The organism is Actinokineospora iranica (assembly GCF_900101685.1).
Lineage (GTDB): Bacteria > Actinomycetota > Actinomycetes > Mycobacteriales > Pseudonocardiaceae > Actinokineospora > Actinokineospora iranica.
This window is the reverse complement of the sequence record NZ_FMZZ01000002.1, coordinates 188,754-208,692: the sequence shown is the minus strand read 5'-3', so window position 1 is coordinate 208,692 and position 19,939 is coordinate 188,754. Positions and strand designations below refer to the sequence as shown.

Sequence of the window (19,939 nt, the reverse complement as noted above, 5' to 3'; positions counted from 1 at the left end):
CGCGATAGGTCCGAGTCGCGCGGGCGGGTGGTCAGCCGGTGAGACCGAGCCAGTGCGCGTAGTTGGTCAGCTCCGGGTTCGAGCGGCGGTGCAGGGTGACCAGGACCGCCGTCATCTCCCGCACCATCGGGTGCAGCCGAGTCAACTGCGGCGCGATCCGCCGCGCTTCCAGAAGCGACCGCAGCGCGGCGTCCCGGTCGTCGTTGACCAAGTGCGCCCGAGCGACGTCGATATGGTGGTGGCCCCGCCGGGTTCGCGGCATCGAACGCGGAGCCCGCCACCGGTGCGCCGCCTCGATCGCGGCAGGCCCGTCGCCGAGTTCCACGTGCGCCGCCACCTCGTGGGTGGTCGAGTTCGCCGAACCGAACGTCAGTCCCCAGTGCACCTGGTCTTGGTCGATCCGGTCCGCCAACTCCCGGGCGGCGTCCAGGTGCGCCCGGGTGGTCCCGCTGTCGCCCGCGCGTGAGGCCAGGGTGACCGACCGGAGATGAAGACTCCCGTAAACCGTGATGACGTCACCGGCCGGGCGGCTCCGCAACTCGTCGTCTAGCTCATCCCGCGCTGTGTCCATCAGGCGCAGCCCCGCCGCGAAGTCACCTGCCGACTGGAAACTGACACACCGAGTCCGCTGCGCCAATGCCCCCGCGAGCGGATTGCCGGTCTGCTCGGCGGCCCAGGTGAGCTTGTGCTCCACGGCCTCGGCCAAGTCCCCGTATCCCAGGCGGTACACCAATGTGTGGGTGGCGTGGTAGGCCGTGACCAACAGACTCCACACGTCGGTCCCCGGACTTTCGCGCGCCGCCCTGGCCAATTCCTCCAACAGCGCAGGAAGCCGCGCCGCCAGCTTCGCGTACTCGGCGTCCCGCCGAAGCCGCGCGATCCCGTCGACGTCTCGCGCCAGCTCGGCGACAGTGCGGGCGGGCACTTCGTCCGGCAGGTCGTAGCGCCGGAGCACGGCGCGCAGCGCGTCGATGTGCCGGTGGGTCTTCTCGTCCTTGCGGTCGTCGGTGTAGGGCTGGCCCGTCAACCTCTCCAGAGGGACCCGCAGGACCCGAGCCACGGCCGACATCAGGCCATGCGTCGCCGCCCGGTCGCCCACCTCCACTTTCTGGAGCAGGCTGAGCGACACGTTGACCTTGTTCGCAAGCTGGAGCTGGGTGAGCCCCGACGCCTTGCGGAGAGCGGCGATGGTCCGGCCCACGTGGGCCGCGTCATCGAACATCGCTGTCCCTTTCCGTCGACGTTCACTTGGATCTCAGAGTATGGCGGGTTTGGTCCCCTGCCTTGTCATATTGATCAGCTACCCTGGGTCTTCACCTTGGTGGAGGGCTCGCTGATGGACGTGTCGGAATCGCATATCGGTCGGCGTATACGAGAGGTGCGGACTTGGCGTGGTCTGAGTCAGACGACCGCCGCTGAGCTGGCTGGGATCACCGGTCCTTATCTCAGCATGATCGAGCGTGGGGTGCGCCCGGTGACGAAGCGGGCTGTTCTCGAAGGTATCGCGCAAGCGCTGCGGGTCTCGCCTGCTGAGCTGACGGGTAAGCCTTACGCACCTTCGGATGCTGTGTCGGCGGTCGCGCACGCCGCGATGGCCGCGGTGAGTGACGCGCTCAGCGGTTGGTCGGTCGGGGAGTTCCCTGAGGTGCCCGACCGCCCTTGGCAGGCGGTGCAGGCCGATGTGGCCAGGTTGAACTCGAACCTGCGCCCCAACGCGGACTACTCGGCGCAAGCTGAGTTGCTGCCCGACCTGATCGCGCAACTCCTTTCGGCGGTCGGCACGGAACACCGCACCGACGCCCTCGTCGGGTTGCTGTCCGCCTACAAGGCCGCGGCGTATTTGGCCCATGATCTGGGGGTGGCCGGTCTGCCGATGCTCGCCGTCGAGCGGATGCGGCAGGTCGCGGAGCAGTTGGACGACCCGGTGTGGTTGGCCTACGCCGCATACCAGCGGGCGCAACTGCTCACCGGAGCCAACCGGACCCGGCAACACCAACTCGCCGTCGCTGTCGCGGAAGCGCCCGGTGCCCGGGTCGAGACGAAGGGGCTGGCCCATCTCACCGCCGCCCTCGCCTGCGCGGCCAGGAGCCAACCCGATGAGGCACTGGCCCACGTGGCCGAGGCGGCCGCTCTCGCCGAGTCGATCGAGCCGGACGTGAGTCCGTGGATGCAGACCAACTTCGGCCGGACGAACGTCGGCATCTGGCGGGTGACCATCGGCACCGAATTGGGCGAGGGCGCCAGGGTCGCTGAACTCGCGTCCGGTTTCACCCCAGGCGGGGTGTCGAAGTCGCGGCAGGCCGCGTTCTGGATCGACTACGGCCGTGGTCTGCTGGCGGAGCGAAAGTTTCAGGAGCAAGGGTTGGTGGCGCTGCTCCGCGCCGAGAAGTTGGCGCCGCAGAAGGTTCGGAACAACGTCTTTGTGCGTGAGGCGGTCGGGAGCCTGCTGTCCAGCGCCCGTCAGAGCGCGGGAAGCCGTGAGTTGCGTGGGTTGGCCTGGCGCGTGGGCATCGGCCCGAATGGGTGACGCTCTCCCGGTCGTAACGGCTCGTTGGTGAAAGGCTTGCTGATGGACGTGTCGGAATCGCATATCGGTCGGCGTATACGAGAGGTGCGGACTTGGCGTGGTCTGAGTCAGACGACCGCCGCTGAGCTGGCTGGGATCACCGGTCCTTATCTCAGCATGATCGAGCGTGGGGTGCGCCCGGTGACGAAGCGGGCTGTTCTCGAAGGTATCGCGCAAGCGCTGCGGGTCTCGCCTGCCGAGCTGACGGGCAAGCCGTACGCGCCTTCGGACGCTTCGTCGGCGGTCGCGCACGCCGCGATGGCCGCGGTGAGTGACGCGCTCAGCGGTTGGTCGGTCGGGGAGTTCCCCGAGGTGCCCGACCGCCCTTGGCAGGCGGTGCAGGCTGATGTGGACAGGTTGAACCTGACTCTGCACCCGAACGCGGACTACTCGGCGCAAGCTGAGTTGCTGCCCGACCTGATCGCGCATCTCCTTTCGGCGGTCGGCACGGAACACCGCACCGACGCCCTCGTCGGGTTGTTGTCCGCCTACAGGGCAGCGGGCTCCTTGGCCCGCGATCTGGGGGTGGCGGGTTTGCCGATGCTCGCCGTCGAGCGGATGCGGCAGGTCGCGGAGCAGTTGGACGACCCGGTGTGGTTGGCCTACGCCGCATACCGGCGGGCGCAGCTGCTCACTGGCGGCAACCGGACCAGGCAACGCCAACTCGCCGTAGCCGCCGCCGATGTGCCTGGTGCCCGGGTCGAGGTGAAGGGGATGGCGCATCTCGCCGCTGCCCTTGCTTGCGCGGTCGAGAGCCAAGCCGACGAGGCGCTGACACACATGGCTGAGGCGGCCGCTCTGGCCGAACTGATCGAATCGGACGTGAGTTCTTGGATGCAAATGAGCTTCGGTCGTACGAATGTCGGCATCTGGCGGGTAGCGATCGGCGTCGAGTTGGGCGAGGGCGCCAAGGTGGCCGAAATCGCGTCCGGATTCACCCCGGGCGGGGTGTCGAGGTCACGGCAGGCCGCGTTCTGGATCGACTACGGCCGTGGTCTGCTGGCGGAGCGAAAGTTTCAGGAGCAGGGGTTGGCGGGGCTGCTCCGCGCCGAGAAGTTGGCGCCGCAGATGGTTAGGAACAACGTGTTCGTGCGTGAGGCGGTCGGGAGCCTGTTGTCCAACGCGCGGCGAAACGCGGGAAGCCGTGAGTTGCGCGGCTTGGCCTGGCGCGTGGGCATCAGCCCGAATGGGTGAAGCTCCCCCGGTCGTAACGGCTTGTTAAGGACCGACCTCGGCTGGTGCATAGCGTCACGTTCGATCAGGAGGTGACGCATGGTTGTGATGCTTGTCTTGGGTGTGGTCGCGATGGTCGCGATCCTTGGTGTGGTCGAGGAAAGCACTCGTGTTCGCCCGCGTGGGCGGAACAAGGAGTTCGCCGCCGTTGAGGTGCGCGGGGGCGACGGCGGTGACCGTGATGGGCACTGAAATCGACGCGATGTCGAGGGATCTTGTCGTTCCTTACATCACCATGTGGAGTGCGGAGGAAGCACCGCCGAGTCGGGTCGTGGCGCATTCCAGTGGGGTGGGTGTCGCTTATTCGGATGAAGTTGTCGGGGATCGTGACCGCAATGGGGTGTTGTGGATTCGGACGCCGTTGTGTCCCGGGCGGGGCAGGCCGGTGTTCGGCAAGGTTCATTCGGCGCGGCAGCGGCGGGCGATGCGGAAGTTGCTGTGTCAGGTTTGCGGGGGTCCGGCCGAGCGGACCGGCGATGGTGTGCTGTGGGTGCTCCAGGATCATCGGGGTGACTGGCCGGGGTGGCCGGAGGGGATGGGGGTCACCGAACCGCCGATTTGCCTAGCCTGTCTTCGGGTTTCTGTGCGCGCGTGTCCCGCGTTGCGGCGGGGGCATGTTGTTGTTCGGGCGGGTGGTTCGCCGATCGTGGGGGTTTCGGGGGTGCGCTACCGGGCGGGGAGGCCGTTTCCGGTGCCGGTCGCGCTGGAGTTGGTTCCTTGGGGAGACCCCGCTGTGCGGTGGACCGTCGCGGCGAATCTGTTTCGGGAGTTGCGTGATTGTGCGATCGTGGATGTGTGACAAGGAGAATTGGGTGTGACGTTGCCGCGGGCAGTTATGGTCGCCTTGGGTGTGAATGGTGGGCCGATTGAATATCGGGTCATCGAGGATTTCGCGGAGATCACCGTCGGGCATAGCGGTTTGGGGATGATGGCGGTACTCAATCTCTCTGTCGAATGCGTGAGCCCCCTTGTCTCGGTTTTCGAGGAGGTGTTGCCCGTGCTGTGGTCGAACTCGGCCTTGATCGAGGATGGGCGGGTGGCTGAGGTGGCCTCCCCGCGTGTGCGCAGGATCGCGGTGGGGGAAACGTGCCGGGAGGGCAGTGAGCGGGTGCTCGCTGCCCTCCCGGAGAGGTGAGTCAGATGGGTTGGAGTTCTGGCTCGTCCGACTGGGCTTCCTGGTTCGCGGCGCGTTTGGCATGGCGTCTTTCCTGATCTATTCCGCGTCAACCAAAAGTATGACCCCGGTCAGCGGATGCCGAGTGTCCAAATCGGACAGGTTCACAGAGGGTGATCGGCTGCGGCGCGACGACGAGTGCTGCCGAGGCGTCGCAGGCGGGATTCGAGTGTTCGGCATCCTCTGCTGCCCGTGGTCACCCGCTGTGGTCCTGGCGCGCCTGCACCGAGTCGGTGCCATCGGCAGAGCCCGCCGAACCCACCTGGTCGGCGGGCTCCGCCGGGCGCCCGGACTCGCGCCAGGCGCGCTCGCTCTCGCTGGTGCGGATCTTCTCCGCCGCGCGCTCCATCTCCAGCCGCCGCCAGCGCCGCCGCTGCCGCCGGGTCATCCTGGCGGGCCACATCTCCTGGATGGCGGCGTTGAAGTATGCCCCGATGACCACCGCGAGGCCGATGAAGAACGCGAACAGCAGGAACGCGATCGGCGTCGCCAGCGCGCCGTAGGTGTAGCCGGTGGTGGTGATCCAGCCGATGTAGAGCCGCAGCCCGATGCTGGAGAGCAGGAAGAACACCATCGCCAGCAGGGCGCCCGGCAGCCCCCGGTGCCACGGCAGCTTGCGCGGCAGGGCCAGCTTGTAGAGCGTCGCCAGCGCCAGCACGATCAGCAGGCCGATGATCGGGTAGTAGGCGATGTCCAGCCACGCGGTGATCGTCGGCCGCCACGCCGAGGGCAGCAGGTTCGGCAGCAGGTCCGGGCCCAGCGCCAGCACCGGCAGCCCGACGACCAGCAGGACCAGGCTCGCCACGTAGAGCAGCAGCGCGAAGATCCGCTGCCACACCTCGTTGCGCACCCCGTACTGGTCGTGCGCGACGGTGATCGCGTCCACGAACGACGACATCGCCGAGGACCCCGCCCACAGCGAGATCAGGAAGCCCACCGACACGATCTCCCCGCGCCCCACGGTGAGCACGTCGTTCACGGTCGGCTCGATGATCTGCGTCACCACGTTCCCACTGAACGCGGTCCGCGAGATGTCGATGATGTCGGCCTTGACCGCGTCGATCACGTCCTGGCCGAACCACTCGGCCACATAGCCGAGGCTGCCGAGCAGGCCGAGCAGCAGCGGCGGCAGCGACAGCACCTGCCAGAACGCGGCCTCGGCGGCCTCGGAGAACAGGTTGCCGTCCCAGGCCTTCGACAGGGTGCGCGCGACCAGCCGTGACGGCCCCCGGCGCGGCGCGCGGCGCTCCGGTGTCCCGTCGCGGCCGGTCCGGTGGTCAGGCTGCGGGATCATCGCGGTCACAAGCATGGTCCATGGCCGCCCGTTCGGCGCGACCACGTGCTGATCGTTATCCACGTGTCGCGACCGGCGGCGATCATGGGTCCCCGGAAGGTATCCTCACGATCGCCCTCCACCGGGTCCGAACCGCCGCGCACCGACCGCCCGGCGGGAGCCGCTGGGGGCATCGGTCTGTTTGGGCCGGGCAGTGGCAAGACGACTGTGTCAAGACGAGCTGTGTGTTCAAGAGCGTTCACGACGTGCGGAAGGAGCTGGGGCATCCCGTGACCCGGGCCGAGGTGGAACCCGACTCCCAGGCGCAGGCCCCGGCGGCGCGCCCGCTGCGTGACTGGCAGCGCCGGGCGTTGACCAAGTACCTCACCCGCCGTCCCAAGGACTTCCTCGCGGTGGCGACCCCCGGCGCGGGCAAGACCGTCTTCGGGCTGCGGGTCGCCGCCGAGCTGCTGGCCGACCGCACCGTCGAGTCGCTGACGATCGTCGCGCCGACCGAGCACCTCAAGCACCAGTGGGCGGCGTCGGCGAGCCTGGCGGGCATCCCCATCGACCCGAACTTCACCAACTCCATGGGCGCCACCTCCCGCGACTACCGGGGTGTCGCCGTCACCTACGCCCAGGTCGCCGCCCACCCCAGCCTGCACCGGGTCCGCACCGAGCAGCGCAAGACGCTGGTGATCCTCGACGAGATCCACCACGGCGGCGACGCCAAGAGCTGGGGCGAAGCCGTCCGGGAGGCGTTCACCCCGGCGACCCGCAGGCTCTCGCTCACCGGAACCCCGTTCCGCAGCGACGACTCGCCGATTCCGTTCATCGAGTACGAGCCCGACGGCGCCGGCTTCCTGCGCAGCAAGGCCGACCACACCTACGGCTACGCCGACGCCCTCCGCGACGGCGTGGTCCGCCCGGTGATCTTCCTGGCTTACTCCGGCGAGGCAAGCTGGCGCACGAGCGCGGGAGAAGAGTTCACCGCCCGCCTGGGAGAGCCGCTTACCGCCGAACAGACAGCCCGCGCGTGGCGCACTGCTCTTGATCCGGCGGGGGAGTGGATTCCCGCTGTCCTCGGCGCGGCCGACACCCGCCTGACCCAGCTGCGCAACGGCGGCGTCCCCGACGCGGGCGGCCTGGTCATCGCCTCCGACCACACCACGGCCAAGGCCTATGCCAAGATCCTCGAACGGATGACCGGCGACGAGCCCACCCTGGTCCTCTCCGACGACCCGAAGGCGTCGGGCCGCATCCAGGAGTTCTCCGACTCCGACACCCGCTGGCTCGTCGCCGTCCGCATGGTCAGCGAGGGCGTCGACGTCCCCCGCCTGGCGGTCGGCGTCTACGCCACCAGCGCGTCCACCCCCCTGTTCTTCGCCCAGGCGATCGGCCGCTACGTCCGCGCCAGACGCCCAGGTGAAACCGCCAGCGTCTTCCTCCCCTCGGTCCCGGTCCTGCTCGACCTGGCCAGCCAGCTGGAGGCCGAACGCGACCACGTCCTGGGCAAACCCCACCGGGAGAACGACGCCTGGGACGACCAACTTCTCGCCGACGCCAACCGCACCAAGGACGAGCCCGGCGAGGACGAGAAGGCCTACACCTCCCTGGGTGCCTCAGCCGAACTCGACCAGGTCATCTTCGACGGTTCCTCGTTCGGCACGGCCGCGTTCGCGGGCTCGGCCGAGGAAGAGGAATACCTGGGCCTGCCCGGCCTCCTGGAACCAGACCAGGTCCGCGCACTGCTCCGCCAACGCCAGTCCCAACAACTGGACGAACGCTCGAAGGCGGCGGCCGAGCGCAAACCCGAACCCCCCAAACCGCCCCAGCCGCAGTCGGTCCAGGAACGCCTGGCCGCCCTCCGAAAAGAACTCAACGCCCTGGTCGGCATGGCCCACCACCGCACCGGCAAACCCCACGGCCTCATCCATGGCGAACTCCGCCGCGCCTGCGGCGGCCCACCCACCGCCATGGCCACCGTCGAACAGCTGGAAGAGCGGATCGCCACCCTCCGCTCCTGGTGACCTCCGCACTCCCGTGATCGCCAGTTGTCCACAGGCGCGGCGCACCCTCTAGCCGCCCTCCTGCCAGGCCGAACCCGACCCTGCCAGGTGCTCGATGGGGTCAAGAAGCAAATCCGCCCCCTGCCAACCAAGCCCGGCCCTGCCAGGTGCTCGACGGGACGGAGCAGCACACCCGAGCGCCTGCCAGGCCGAACAGAGGCCCGCCCAGTGCTCGATGGGTGCGGTGCAGCGAACCCGAGCATCTGCCAGGCGGAACCTGCGCCCATCGAGCCAACCACCACAGCCACGCCCCAGCAGAAGCCCCCATCGAGCAACAAGGCCACCCAGATGTCGACTCCGTTGCCGAAACGTGTCCGCAAGACCGCATCTGAATCGAGCCAGTGTGCTTCCGGTCACCCGGCAAGGGCGCATATGTTGTGAGGCGCAACATATCGACCCGTCGCCCGGGCCCAGGCGGCGCGTCCCCCGGCCTTGGAAAGGGACGACTGATGCGCAGCAAGAAACTGGCCCTCTTCGCCGCAGGACTAGGCGTTCTCACCGCCTGTGGCGCCAACCAAGCCGCGCCACCCGCTGACAACCAGGACACCGGTGCGGCGGGTGGCGTCAAAGTCGGCGTCATCCTGCCCGAGACCGCGACCTCGGCCCGCTGGGAAGGCTTCGACAAACCCATGATCGAGTCCGCGATGCGGGCGCAGGGCCTCGACCCGGATGTGCGGAACGCGCAAGGCGACGTGCAGAAGTTCAGCACCCTCGCCGACGGCATGATCAGCCAGGGCGTGAAGGTCCTGGTGATCGCCTCGATCAACAGCGAGGTCGGCGGCGCGGTCGCGGCCAAGGCCAAGGCGCGGGGCATCCCGACCATCGACTACGACCGGCTCAACCTCGGCGGCGGCTCGGACTACTACGTCTCCTTCGACAACGTGAAGGTCGGCGAGGTGCAGGGCCGCAGCCTCGCGGACGCGCTCAAGGACAAGCCGGGCGCGCAGGTGATCGAGATCGAGGGCGCGCCGACCGACAACAACGCGACCCTGTTCCACACCGGGCAGCGCAACGTCCTCCAGCCGCTCTACGACTCCGGCGCGCTCAAACTGGTCCGGTCGCAGCCCATCGACGGGTGGGACAATCAGAAGGGCGGCGTCACCTTCGAGCAGATCCTCACCGCCAACGGGGGCAAGGTCGACGGTGTCGTCGCCGCCAACGACGGGCTCGCGGGCGCGGTGATCACGGTGCTGCGCAAGAACGGCCTCGCGGGCAAGGTCCCGGTGACCGGGCAGGACGCCACCCCGGACGGTCTGATGGCCGTGCTGCGCGGCGAGCAGCACATGACCGTGTTCAAGCCGATCAAGCAGGAGGCCGAGGCCGCCGCCCGGCTCGCCGCGGCGCTGGCCAAGAACGACACCGCGACCGCCGACTCGATCGCCGACAAGTCCAGCGACGACCCCAAGGGCAACCGCAAGGTCAAGTCGGTGCTGCTGGAACCGCGGCTCACCACGAAGGACACCGCCAAGTTGGTTGTGGAAGAGGGCTACGTCACCGCGGGCGACATCTGCGGCGGCGACTTGGCCGCGGTGTGCGCGCGGCTTGGCATCAGCTGACCCGTCCCGCCGGTCCGCGGTCGCGGGGTCCGCGGACCGGCCCAGCCCCTGGAGGCCGCCATGAGCGAACCTGTTCTCGAACTCACCGGGCTCAACAAGAGTTTTGGCCCCGTGCACGTGCTGCACGACGTGGACTTCACCGTGCGCGCGGGTGAGGTGACCGCGCTCGTCGGCGACAACGGCGCGGGCAAGTCCACCCTGGTCAAATGCGTCGCGGGCATCCACCCGATGGACTCGGGCCAGGTGCGCTTCGCCGGGGAGCGGGTGTCGATCGGCGGCCCCCGCGACGCGGCCCGCCTCGGCATCGAGGTCGTCTACCAGGACCTGGCGCTCGCCGACAACCTGGACATCGTCCAGAACATGTTCCTCGGCCGCGAACGCGGCAGCGACTGGCTCCTGGACGAGGCGGCCATGGAGAAAGCCGCCCGGGACACCCTCGCGTCGCTGTCGGTGCGCACGGTCAAGTCGGTCCGCACCCCGGTCTCGGCCCTGTCCGGCGGCCAGCGCCAGACCGTGGCCATCGCCAAGTCCGTGCTGTGGGAAAGCAAGGTCGTGCTGCTGGACGAGCCCACCGCCGCCCTCGGCGTCGCCCAGACCCGCCAGGTCCTCGACCTGGTCCGCCGACTCGCCGAACAGGGCCTCGGCGTGGTCCTGATCAGCCACAACATGGCGGACGTCTTCGAGGTCGCCGACCGGATAGCCACCCTCTACCTGGGTCGCATGGTCGCCGAGGTCGCCACCCGCGACGTCACCCACGGCCAAATCGTCGAACTGATCACCGCGGGCCGCTCCGGCGACCTAGGCCTCGCCCGCCCCGAAACCGCCACCGTCTAACCCGCCCAACCCCGCCGCACCGTTCCACCCCCCACCGTTCACCCCGCCCCCGCGCGACGGCAAACCCCACCCTCCCCGGGGGGCCGCCCCGCTCCAGTCTATCGGGGCGCACCGACAGTCGAGGCGGGAACGATCTTGCCTGTGGACAACTCAGGAAGCGTCATTGCCACCGGACACGTCCGCCGCGATCAGCCGAACTCGCGAGCTCTTGCCTGTGGATAACCGCGGAGGGCCTGACCGCCGACTCGCCGTCATCACGTGAGGGAACATGACCGACACACCATCCGCCGCGTTGCCCAGGAGCGAACCGGGCGGCGCCATTTCCGACTTCGGCATCGACACCACCACCCAGTCCACCGGGGAAGCCGTCCGCGATTACCTTGCCCGGTTGCGGGGTGGCGACCTTGGCTCGCTGCCCGCCGTGTTGGGGCTTGGGGCGTTGGTGGTGGTGTTCTGGGCGCTCTCGGACAGCTTTCTGACCTTGGACAACACCGCCAACCTGCTCGCCCAGGGCGCGGGCAAGATGATCATCGCGATGGGGCTGGTGTTCGTCCTGCTGCTGGGGGAGATCGACCTGTCCGCGGGGACGGCGTCGGGGGTGTGCGCGGCGGTGATGGCCATGCACTACGTGCGCTCCGGCAACCTCCTCGGCGGCATGGGCAGCACCGTCTTCTCTGTCTTCGTCGGCGGTCTGGTGGTCGCGGCTGTGCTGGCGCTGGTGATGCGGATCTGGGTGGGGGCGGCGCTGTCGCTGGTCGCGGTGGGGGTCGCCATGTCGGGGGTGGCGCCCAACCCGTGGGTGGAGATGCTGCTCGCCGTGTGTGTGGGGACGGCGATCGGGGTGATCACGGGGTTCCTGGTGTCCAAGATCGGGATGCCGTCGTTCGTGGTGACGCTGGCGCTGTTCATCACCTGGCAGGGGGTGATCCTGCAGTTCATCGGGGAGGGCGGGGTGTTCGGCATCGGCACCCAGCCGGTTTTGTTCTCCGTCGCCAACGGCACCATGTCCGTGGCCGGGAGCTGGGCGCTGTTCGCCGTCGGGGCGGGCGGGTACGCCCTGGTGGTCCTCGGCGAGCACGTCGGCAGGCTCAACCGGGGGCTAGTCACCGCGCCGACGCCGGTCGTGCTGGCCAAGGTCGGCGCGGTCGCCGTGCTCGCCGCTCTCGCGACGTTCGCGCTTACGCTCGACCGCTCGCTCAACGATTTCGTCGTGATCCGGGGCGTGCCGTATGTGGTGCCCATCGTGCTGGTGCTGCTCGTCGTCGGCACCTACACGCTCAACCGGACCCGCTACGGCCGCCACATCTACGCCGTCGGCGGCAACGCCGAGGCGGCCCGGCGGGCGGGCATCAACGTGGGCAAGATCCGCGCCAGCGTGTTCGTGGTGTGCTCGTCGGTGGCCGCGCTGGGCGCGATCGTCTACTCGTCCAAGGTGGGGTCGGTCGACCCGCAGGCGGGTGGGCTCAATACGCTGCTGTTCGCCGTCGGCGCGGCCGTGATCGGCGGCACCTCGCTGTTCGGCGGCCGGGGCAAGGTCTTCCACGCCGTGGTCGGCGGGCTCGTGCTCGCCGTGGTCGAGAACGGGCTCGGCCTGCTGGAGCAGCCCGCCGCGGTGGTCAACATCGTCACCGGGCTCGTGCTGCTGCTCGCGGCGACCGTCGACGCGCTCTCGCGGCGGCGGGCCTCGGCGGCGAGCCGGTAGGGCGAGCAGGCGGGGAGTGACCGGAAAGGCGAGGCAGTGACCAGCTCACCCACGGCGGGAGCGCGTCCCGACGAGGTGCGCAGGCACAACCGCACCGCCCTGCTGCGCAGGCTGCACGTCGGCGGCCCGTGCACCCGCGCGGCGCTGGCCACCGAGCTCGGCCTCAACCGCAGCACCATCAAAGCCCTGGTCGACGGGCTGGCCGAGTCCGGCGTGGTGGAGGAGCGGGTGCCCCGGCTGCGCTCCGGCGCGGGCAGGCCGTCGCTGCTGGTGCTGCCGCGCTCGCACGCGGCGGTGGTGCTCGCGGTGGACATCCGGGTCGAGCAGGTGGCGATCGCGCTGGTCGGCCTCGGCGGCGAGATGCTGGCCCGCAACAGCTGGAACCTGCACGGCAGGGCCCGCGACCCGGACGAGCTGATCACCCACGTCATCGAGTCCACCCGCGTCCTGGTCGACGACCTGGGCGTGCGGATGACCGGCGTCGGGGTGTCCGTGCCCGGCGTGGTCCGCCGCCGCGACGGCTTCGTGCACGAGGCGCCCAACCTGCGGTGGAGCGGGATTCCGCTGGGCGACCGGCTGGGGGTGGCGCTGGCCGCCCCGGTCCGGGTCGCCAACGACGCCGAGATCGCCGCCCTCGCCGAGCACCTGCGCGGCGCGGCGCGCGGCTCCCTGGACGCGGTGTACGTCTCGGCCGACATCGGGGTCGGCGGCGGTGTCATCTCCGACGGCTCGACGCTGCGCGGCACGGCGGGCTACGTCGGCGAGCTGGGCCACATGGTGGTCAACCCGGCGGGCCGCGCCTGCTACTGCGGCAGCCGGGGCTGCTGGGAGACCGAGGTGGGGGAGCTGGCCCTGTGCCGGGCGCTCGACCTGCCGGAGCACTCGCCGCGCGGCATGGTCGTCGCCGAGCTGCGGGCGCTGGCGCAGCGGCCGGAGCTGGCGGCCGCCCGGCTCGGCGAGTTCCGCGAGTGGCTGACCCTGGGCCTGGTCAACATCGTCAACGCGTTCGGCCCGGAACTGGTGGTCCTCGGGGACCTGTTCACCGCGCTCCCCCCGGCCCTGGTGGCCGAGGTCGGCGCCGAGGTGGGCAGGCGCAGCCTGGTCAGCCGCGCGATCGGCGGCACCCGGGTGCTGGCCTCGGCGATGGGCTCGGACGTGAAGCTGGTCGGCGCGGCGGAACTCGCCTTCGAGCCGGTCCTCGACATGGTCTGACCCACTGCCCGGGACGCGCGGAACGCGAAGCGGGCGGGACCCCGCTGGGGGTCCCGCCCGCTTGCGTCGAGCAGCAGTGACAAGGGCAGAAGATCAGCCCTTCTGGAGCTCGGCCGCCAGCTCGCGCAGCCGGTCCTCGTGCGCACGAGCGTGGTGGCCGCAGAACAGCAGTTCTCCTCCGGAGGGAAGTACGGCGCGAACCTGTGCGGCGGCCCCGCACCGGTCACAGCGGTCGGCAGCGGTCAGCTCGGGGCGGGTGAGCGTCGTCGTCGTCATGGGAGTTCTCCCTCCGTCCCGGCACCGGAATGGCCCGGTGCCCTCATCGGCTGCGGGTCACGGAGGCGGGAAGCTCCGCCGTGCTCGCACTTCCTACTCTTACAGACGCAGAGCCCTTTGGCAGTGTTCCCGCGCCTGCTGTGAAACTCCGTAACCCTTGATTAACCCGGTTGGCCCAGAAAACCCGCTGGAAACCGCGTCTACGCAGGGAATACCCCGCCTGGAAACCGATCAGACACCTGTGGATCAGGTGACCGTGTTCACCACGGGCGAACACGGTTTTCGGCCACAGCGGGACGCCGGCGCCCGTCCGCGACGACAGACGCCGCCCGGCGGGAGTCCCGCGGGCGGCGTCCGACCGTGTTCATGAATCCGATTCGTCTTATTCCAGGTAGTCGCGCAGGACCTGCGAGCGCGACGGGTGCCGCAGCTTCGACATGGTCTTGGACTCGATCTGGCGGATGCGCTCCCGGGTGACCCCGTAGACCTGGCCGATCTCGTCCAGGGTGCGCGGCTGGCCGTCGGTCAGGCCGAAGCGCAGCCGCACCACGCCCGCCTCCCGCTCGGACAGCGTCGCCAGGACCGACTGGAGCTGGTCCTGAAGCAGCGTGAACGACACCGCGTCCACGGCCACCACGGCCTCGGAGTCCTCGATGAAGTCGCCGAGCTGGCTGTCGCCCTCGTCGCCGATGGTCTGGTCGAGCGAGATGGGCTCCCGGGCGTACTGCTGGATCTCCAGCACCTTCTCCGGGGTGATGTCCATTTCCTTGGCCAGCTCCTCCGGGGTGGGCTCGCGGCCCAGGTCCTGGAGCAGCTCGCGCTGGATGCGCCCGAGCTTGTTGATGACCTCGACCATGTGCACCGGGATGCGGATGGTGCGGGCCTGGTCGGCCATCGCGCGGGTGATCGCCTGCCGGATCCACCAGGTGGCGTACGTGGAGAACTTGTAGCCCTTGGTGTAGTCGAACTTCTCGACCGCGCGGATCAGGCCGAGGTTGCCCTCCTGGATCAGGTCAAGGAACGCCATGCCGCGGCCGGTGTAGCGCTTGGCCAGCGACACCACGAGCCGCAGGTTCGCCTCCAGCAGGTGGTTCTTGGCGCGCTCGCCGTCGCGGACGATCCAGCGCAGGTCGCGGCGCAGCTGCGGCTGCAGCTTCTCGTTCTCGTCCTCGGACTTGCGCACCCGCTCCGCGGCGTAGAGGCCAGCCTCGATCCGCTTGGCGAGCTCGACCTCCTCCTCGGCGTTGAGGAGGGCGACCTTGCCGATCTGCTTGAGGTAGGCGCGCACGGAGTCGGCCGACGCGGTCAGCTCCGCGTCCTTGCGGGCCTGCCGCAGCGCCTCGGACTCCTCCTCGTCCCAGACGAAGTCGCCGTCCTTGCCCGGCTCCTTGGGGTCCTTCTCCTCGGGCTCCTCGACGGCCTCCTCGACCGGCTCGACCTCGACCTCTTCGAGGTCGGACAGGTCGGGGTTGTCCGGGTCGTCCGGCTCGTCGCCCTCGGGGCCGTCGCCCTTCTTGGCGCCGCCCTTCGGGGCGGCGGCCTTCTTCGGAGCCCGCGCGGCGGACTTGGCGCCGGGCGCCTTCTTCGCCGTCGTCTTGCTGGCGCCGGTCAGCTCGTCGTCCTCGGGCTGCGCGCTCTTGGTCGTCTTGGCGGCGCTCGCCGACGCGCTCGAGCGTCGGGTTGCGGTTCGTGCGGCTGCCACGTACGCCCTTTCACAACTGTCCATCACGGCGGCGGCCCGGATAGGTGGAAAACGCCTGGTCGCTGCCGGAGTTCGGGGGAGTGCCCGGTGGCTTGTTCAGCCGCGGACCTGTTCCATTGTAGCGACGCGCGGCGTGGCCTGAGGAAACGCCAAGGTCGAAGTGTCGGCCGGGCGGAGTTTCCCCGGGCCAGGGCGGGATTCACCAGCCGGATCGACCCGGCGGGCGGTCAGCTCCCGACGTTGGACTCGGCGGCGACGGCCGCGCCGACGATGCCCGCGTCGTTGCGCAACTCGGCGGCCACCACCCGGGTCCGCACGTCGAGCAGCGGGAGCCACTTGTCCGCCTTCTTGCTGACCCCGCCGCCCGCGATGATCAGGTCCGGCCAGATCAGGTTCTCCAGGCCGGAGATGTAGCGGCTGACCCGGGGCGCCCACTCCTCCCAGGACAGGTCGTTCTCCTCCTTGACCGAGGCGGCCGCCCGGGTCTCCGCGTCGTGGCCGTCGATCTCCAGGTGGCCGAACTCGGTGTTGGGCACGAGCTTGCCGTCGAGGAACAGGGCGCTGCCGATGCCGGTGCCGAAGGTCAGCAGCACCACGACGCCGTCCTGGTCGTCCGGCCTGCCGTAGCGGATTTCGGCCATTCCGGCGGCGTCGGCGTCGTTGAGCACCACGACCTCGCCCTCCTGCCTGCCCAGCCGCTTGGTGAACAGCGCGGCGGCGTCGGCGCCCAGCCAGGACTTGTCGATGTTGGCCGCGGAGTAGGCGACGCCGCGCTTGATGACCGCGGGCAGCGTCACGCCCACCGGGCCGGTCCAGCCGAACTGCTCCACGATCTCGGCCACGACGTCGGCCACCGCGTCAGGGGTGGACGGCGACGGCGTCGGGATGCGCACGCGCTCCCCGACGAGCTTCCCCGCCTCCAGGTCCACCACGCATCCCTTGATGCCCGAACCACCGATGTCCACTCCGAAACCGCGGGCTGCACCCATCCCCGGGTCCTTTCCTACTCGATTCAGTAGCGTCCGCAGCAGACATTAGCCGCAGCCGCTCACTTGTGGTCGTATGGCCGGGTGAGCACCACCGAACAGGCCCTGGCCGACATCGCCCTCGCCGTCGCGGCCGAGGCGGGCGAGCTGGCCAGGACGAGCCGGAACAGCGCCATCCGCGACGTCGACACCAAGAGCACGGCCACCGACGTGGTCACCGCGGCCGACCGGGCCGCGGAGCGGCTGATCCGGGCCCGCCTGGCCCAGGCGCGCCCCGGCGACGCCGTGCTCGGCGAGGAGGACGGCGGCGCGGCCGGCTCCGGGGTGACCTGGGTCGTCGACCCGATCGACGGCACCGTGAACTACCTCTACGGCTACCCCTGGTACGCGGTGTCGGTGGCTGCCCAGGTCGACGGCGTGTCGGTCGCGGGCGCGGTGGTGGAGCCGGTCTCGGGCAGGCGGTGGACCGCCGCGCTGGGCCAGGGCGCCTGGCGCGACGGCGAGCGGCTGCGGGTGTCCGAGCCCGCCGGGCTCGACGTGACGCTGGTGGCCACCGGGTTCGCCTACTCGTCCGAGCGCAGGAAGGCCCAGGCGGCGGCCGTCGGCGCGCTGCTGGGGCAGGTGCGGGACGTGCGCCGCTGCGGCTCGGCCGCGCTCGACCTGTGCGCGGTCGCCGCGGGCTGGGTCGACGGCTACTGCGAGCGCGGCCTGTCCCGGTGGGACTGGGCGGCGGGCGCGCTGATCGCGGCCGAGGCGGGCGCGGTGGTCGCGCTGCCGGGCGAGGCGCCGGACCTGGGCGCGGACGCGGTGTTCGCCTGCGCGCCGTCGGTGTCCGACGCGCTGCGCGCGACCCTGGTCGACTGCGGCATGGGCGCGTTCTGAGCCGGGTGCCACACACGGTTCCGCGCCGGGCGGTGGGCCGTGTCCTGTGTCCGGTGCTGGGCAGAGCGGTCTTGGGCAGGGTGGTGCTGGGCGGGGTGGTGCTGGGCAGGGGGGTGCTGGGCAGAGTTCTGGACAGAGTCTGGGGTCGAGAGTCGAGGCGGGTTCCCGGCGGCCGGGTGCCAGGGTGAGTTCCTGACCGGGGCCGCGGGCGAGTTCCAAGCCGACCGCTAATCGGCGGTCGGGCGGCTCATCGACTCCGAGGTCGGGCATGGCCGCTCAGCAGCGGACGGCGCGGGCCGCTTGCAGCAGGGAGGCCTCGACCGGGGCCGCGGTGGAGCCGTCGGCCGCCAAGCCGCCCTGGTCGCCGGGGTTGGTCATCGTCCACTCGTTGAGCTGTTCGAGGACGCGGCGGGCCTCCGGCCGGGGCTGCAGGTGGTCGAAGATCCGCCCGATGGCCAGGTCGACCGTGGCGTCCTGCCGGTCGTCGCGGACCAGTTCCGCGCACGGCTCGATCAGGCTCAGCGTGCGCGCGGCACTCATGCCCTGCTGGCCGAAGCGGATCTGCGCGCGGCAGTTGAGCGAGCCGTTGCGGTAGAGCACGTCGTTGTCCGGCGGGGCGATGCGGGTGAAGCCAAGCTCGCGCAGCGTCTCGGTGACCGCGCCTGCCTGGCGGTTCTGGCCGCTGGCGTTGACCACCCGCACCAGGGCGTCGGCGGCGGGCGTCGGCGGGGTGCGGTCGAGGGAGTCGCGGGTGAGGGCCTGGCCGAGGGTGGGCAGCGACTGGCCCTCGACCGGGACGATCGAGGGCGGCGGGTCGCACGCCAGCGCCTCGGTGCCGTCCTTCTCGGCCTGGATCACGTTGTACCAGACGGCGGCGGCGGCCACCCCGAGGACGATGACGAGGCCGATGGCGGGAAGCGGCCGCCGTTTGCGGTACCGCTGGGGTGATCTCGCCGTGCCCCGGCTCAGGTTTCCTGCCACCACGCGCGGGCCCTCCCTACGGACGCCATGCCCCACCCCCGTGGACATCACCGATCGGGTCTCCCCGACGTCGACTGTCGTTGCTGATCAGCCTATGCGTTTCCGGCCGGTGTGCCGCACAAGGTCCGGGACGGGACGCGACCCCGCCCAGCGCGGCGGATAGCGACCGCGCGGTCGCCAACCGTCGTCGCCGTCGGCATCGCACCACGTGGGCGGGTCCGGGGCGAGGGCGGTCGTCCCGCGCCGACCAGGCCATATCCCCTGATTGTCCGAGAGGGCGCCGGGCGAAACACACCCTCCCGGGTGATGCTCTGCACGGGCGGGCCGCGCATGGGCTACCCTCTGCCCGCTCCGGTCGCCGAAGACGCCCAGCCGAATCGATTCCGATGGGTCTGCAAACCTGACGCGGCCAGCGAGACCTCCGTCACGTGATTGGCGGGCACAAACCGGGGCCCTGGAACGTTGACCAGCGGCACGACCACATCCTGAAGGACCGCAGGGGTGAAAGAAGATGGCGACCGACTACGACGCACCACGACGCAGCGAGGCCGACGATCTCGCTGAGGACTCCCTTGAGGAGCTCAAGGCGCGGCGCAACGAGACTCAATCCGGCGTCGTCGACGTTGATGAGACCGACACCGCGGAGAGCTTCGAACTGCCCGGCGCGGACCTGTCCGCGCTGTCCGGTGAAGATCTCACCGTCCGCGTGGTGCCCAAGCAGGCTGACGAGTTCACCTGCTCGAAGTGCTTCCTGGTGCACCACCGCAGCAGGCTGGCAGAGGACAACGGCGGCGTCTACGTGTGCCGCGACTGCTCCTGACAAACTCGCCTGACGACCGGCCGCACAACCGCAGGCGTCGGCCGAGGCGCGCCCAGCGCGCGCATGGGGGACAGCCGGGTGGCCGAACAACGGGCGCCCGGCTGTTGCTTATGCCTGCCCTGTCGCCTATGCCTGCTCTGTCGCTTGAGCCCGGCTCTGGCGCTCCGCGCGCATCGCCGCGGCCAGCCGCTGCGGGTCCCGGACGCTGAACACCCAGTAGGGCGTCGGGTCGTCCGGATCGGTCACCCGCACCCGCACGACCGGGCCGATCCAGCCGCGGTGCTGCACGAACGCCGCCGGGTCCAGGTGCGCCCCCAGCGCGTGGCGCTTGTCCTTGGCGGTGAACGCCGTCATCTCGCCCGCGAACTCCAGCGGCAGGTGCGCGTCGGCCACCCACAGCTCGCCGTCTTCCACCTTCACCGTGGTCCGGCCCGCCTGCCACAGCAGCAGCAGGGTCAGCGGCATGATCAGCGCGTAGGGCAGCCACGCCCGCACGCCCGGGTAGCCCATGTGGATCTCGGCGGCGAGCAGCCCGGCGGCCAGCAGCGGCAGCGGCCACCAGTACCAGGTCACCCGCAGCCGCTCGGCGTAGCGCGGACCCGCCTTCGCGGTGGGCGCGGACGCGGTGGGTGCGCCCGTCCCTGAGGTGTCGGTCACGGACCCAGGGTAGTCT

The 19,939-nt window shown here is 70.2% G+C and carries 18 protein-coding genes; 11 read left to right on the top strand and 7 right to left on the bottom strand.

Annotation, left to right across the window (positions count from 1 at the left end; all coding sequences use genetic code 11):
• Positions 1-31 precede the first annotated feature (31 nt).
• Entirely contained in the window at positions 32-1,222 is a 1,191-nt protein-coding gene (locus BLS56_RS06250) for a helix-turn-helix domain-containing protein (protein ID WP_091448970.1), read from the bottom strand.
• A gap of 114 nt (positions 1,223-1,336) precedes the next feature.
• Here BLS56_RS06250 and BLS56_RS06245 point away from each other — a divergent pair, with 114 nt between their 5' ends.
• The 4 genes from BLS56_RS06245 (at position 1,337) to BLS56_RS06230 (ending at position 4,934) form a co-directional block, all read left to right on the top strand.
• Positions 1,337-2,527, top strand: a complete 1,191-nt coding sequence (locus tag BLS56_RS06245; RefSeq protein WP_091449274.1) for a helix-turn-helix domain-containing protein — start codon at positions 1,337-1,339, stop codon at positions 2,525-2,527.
• Positions 2,528-2,554: 27 nt separating this feature from the next.
• Positions 2,555-3,760: a helix-turn-helix domain-containing protein gene (locus BLS56_RS06240; RefSeq protein ID WP_228771422.1), complete on the top strand. Its 1,206-nt coding sequence runs from the start codon at positions 2,555-2,557 to the stop codon at positions 3,758-3,760.
• Positions 3,761-3,838: 78 nt separating this feature from the next.
• Positions 3,839-3,991: a hypothetical protein gene (locus tag BLS56_RS31280; RefSeq protein ID WP_175482697.1), complete on the top strand. Its 153-nt coding sequence runs from the start codon at positions 3,839-3,841 to the stop codon at positions 3,989-3,991.
• Between the two features lie 622 nt (positions 3,992-4,613).
• The gene (locus tag BLS56_RS06230) at positions 4,614-4,934 is read left to right on the top strand and encodes a hypothetical protein (RefSeq protein WP_139190537.1); all 321 of its coding nucleotides are present in this window, start codon (positions 4,614-4,616) and stop codon (positions 4,932-4,934) included.
• A gap of 235 nt (positions 4,935-5,169) precedes the next feature.
• On the opposite strand, the gene BLS56_RS06225 is transcribed toward BLS56_RS06230, so the two are convergent.
• A complete protein-coding gene (locus BLS56_RS06225) occupies positions 5,170-6,267 on the bottom strand; it encodes a YihY/virulence factor BrkB family protein (protein WP_091449272.1) in 1,098 nt (365 codons plus the stop codon).
• A 269-nt stretch (positions 6,268-6,536) separates the two neighbouring features.
• Between BLS56_RS06225 and BLS56_RS06220 the strand changes: the two genes are divergently transcribed.
• The 5 genes from BLS56_RS06220 to BLS56_RS06200 all read left to right on the top strand — a co-directional run bounded on the left by BLS56_RS06220 (position 6,537) and on the right by BLS56_RS06200 (position 13,619).
• A complete protein-coding gene (locus BLS56_RS06220) occupies positions 6,537-8,276 on the top strand; it encodes a DEAD/DEAH box helicase (protein ID WP_091449271.1) in 1,740 nt (579 codons plus the stop codon).
• A 488-nt stretch (positions 8,277-8,764) separates the two neighbouring features.
• On the top strand, positions 8,765-9,871 hold the full coding sequence (locus BLS56_RS06215; RefSeq protein ID WP_091448967.1) for a sugar ABC transporter substrate-binding protein: 1,107 nt from the start codon (positions 8,765-8,767) through the stop codon (positions 9,869-9,871).
• Positions 9,872-9,931: 60 nt separating this feature from the next.
• Positions 9,932-10,705 carry an ATP-binding cassette domain-containing protein gene (locus tag BLS56_RS06210; protein ID WP_091448966.1) on the top strand — a complete coding sequence of 258 codons (774 nt, stop codon included), beginning with the start codon at positions 9,932-9,934 and terminating at the stop codon, positions 10,703-10,705.
• Positions 10,706-10,973: 268 nt separating this feature from the next.
• The gene (locus BLS56_RS06205) at positions 10,974-12,407 is read left to right on the top strand and encodes a sugar ABC transporter permease (RefSeq protein WP_091448965.1); all 1,434 of its coding nucleotides are present in this window, start codon (positions 10,974-10,976) and stop codon (positions 12,405-12,407) included.
• 36 nt (positions 12,408-12,443) lie between these two features.
• Positions 12,444-13,619, top strand: coding sequence for an ROK family transcriptional regulator (locus BLS56_RS06200; RefSeq protein ID WP_228771421.1), 1,176 nt, complete (start codon positions 12,444-12,446; stop codon positions 13,617-13,619).
• A gap of 93 nt (positions 13,620-13,712) precedes the next feature.
• On the opposite strand, the gene BLS56_RS06195 is transcribed toward BLS56_RS06200, so the two are convergent.
• The 3 genes from BLS56_RS06195 to ppgK form a co-directional block, all read right to left on the bottom strand.
• Positions 13,713-13,895 (bottom strand): DUF7455 domain-containing protein, encoded by a 183-nt coding sequence (locus BLS56_RS06195; protein ID WP_091448963.1) that lies wholly within the window; start codon positions 13,893-13,895, stop codon positions 13,713-13,715.
• Positions 13,896-14,277: 382 nt separating this feature from the next.
• A complete protein-coding gene (locus BLS56_RS06190) occupies positions 14,278-15,597 on the bottom strand; it encodes an RNA polymerase sigma factor (protein WP_091448962.1) in 1,320 nt (439 codons plus the stop codon).
• A gap of 227 nt (positions 15,598-15,824) precedes the next feature.
• Entirely contained in the window at positions 15,825-16,586 is a 762-nt protein-coding gene (ppgK, locus tag BLS56_RS06185) for a polyphosphate--glucose phosphotransferase (protein ID WP_091448961.1), read from the bottom strand.
• An 81-nt stretch (positions 16,587-16,667) separates the two neighbouring features.
• Between ppgK and BLS56_RS06180 the strand changes: the two genes are divergently transcribed.
• Positions 16,668-17,465: an inositol monophosphatase family protein gene (locus BLS56_RS06180; protein ID WP_228771420.1), complete on the top strand. Its 798-nt coding sequence runs from the start codon at positions 16,668-16,670 to the stop codon at positions 17,463-17,465.
• Positions 17,466-17,741: 276 nt separating this feature from the next.
• Here BLS56_RS06180 and cei read toward each other — a convergent pair whose 3' ends face one another.
• The gene (gene cei, locus BLS56_RS06175) at positions 17,742-18,446 is read right to left on the bottom strand and encodes an envelope integrity protein Cei (RefSeq protein WP_175482695.1); all 705 of its coding nucleotides are present in this window, start codon (positions 18,444-18,446) and stop codon (positions 17,742-17,744) included.
• A gap of 511 nt (positions 18,447-18,957) precedes the next feature.
• On the opposite strand from cei, the gene BLS56_RS06170 reads away from it, so the two are divergent.
• On the top strand, positions 18,958-19,266 hold the full coding sequence (locus BLS56_RS06170) for a DUF4193 domain-containing protein (protein ID WP_091448959.1): 309 nt from the start codon (positions 18,958-18,960) through the stop codon (positions 19,264-19,266).
• 126 nt (positions 19,267-19,392) lie between these two features.
• Here BLS56_RS06170 and BLS56_RS06165 read toward each other — a convergent pair whose 3' ends face one another.
• On the bottom strand, positions 19,393-19,923 hold the full coding sequence (locus BLS56_RS06165; protein ID WP_091448958.1) for a DUF3093 domain-containing protein: 531 nt from the start codon (positions 19,921-19,923) through the stop codon (positions 19,393-19,395).
• Positions 19,924-19,939: the final 16 nt, after the last annotated feature.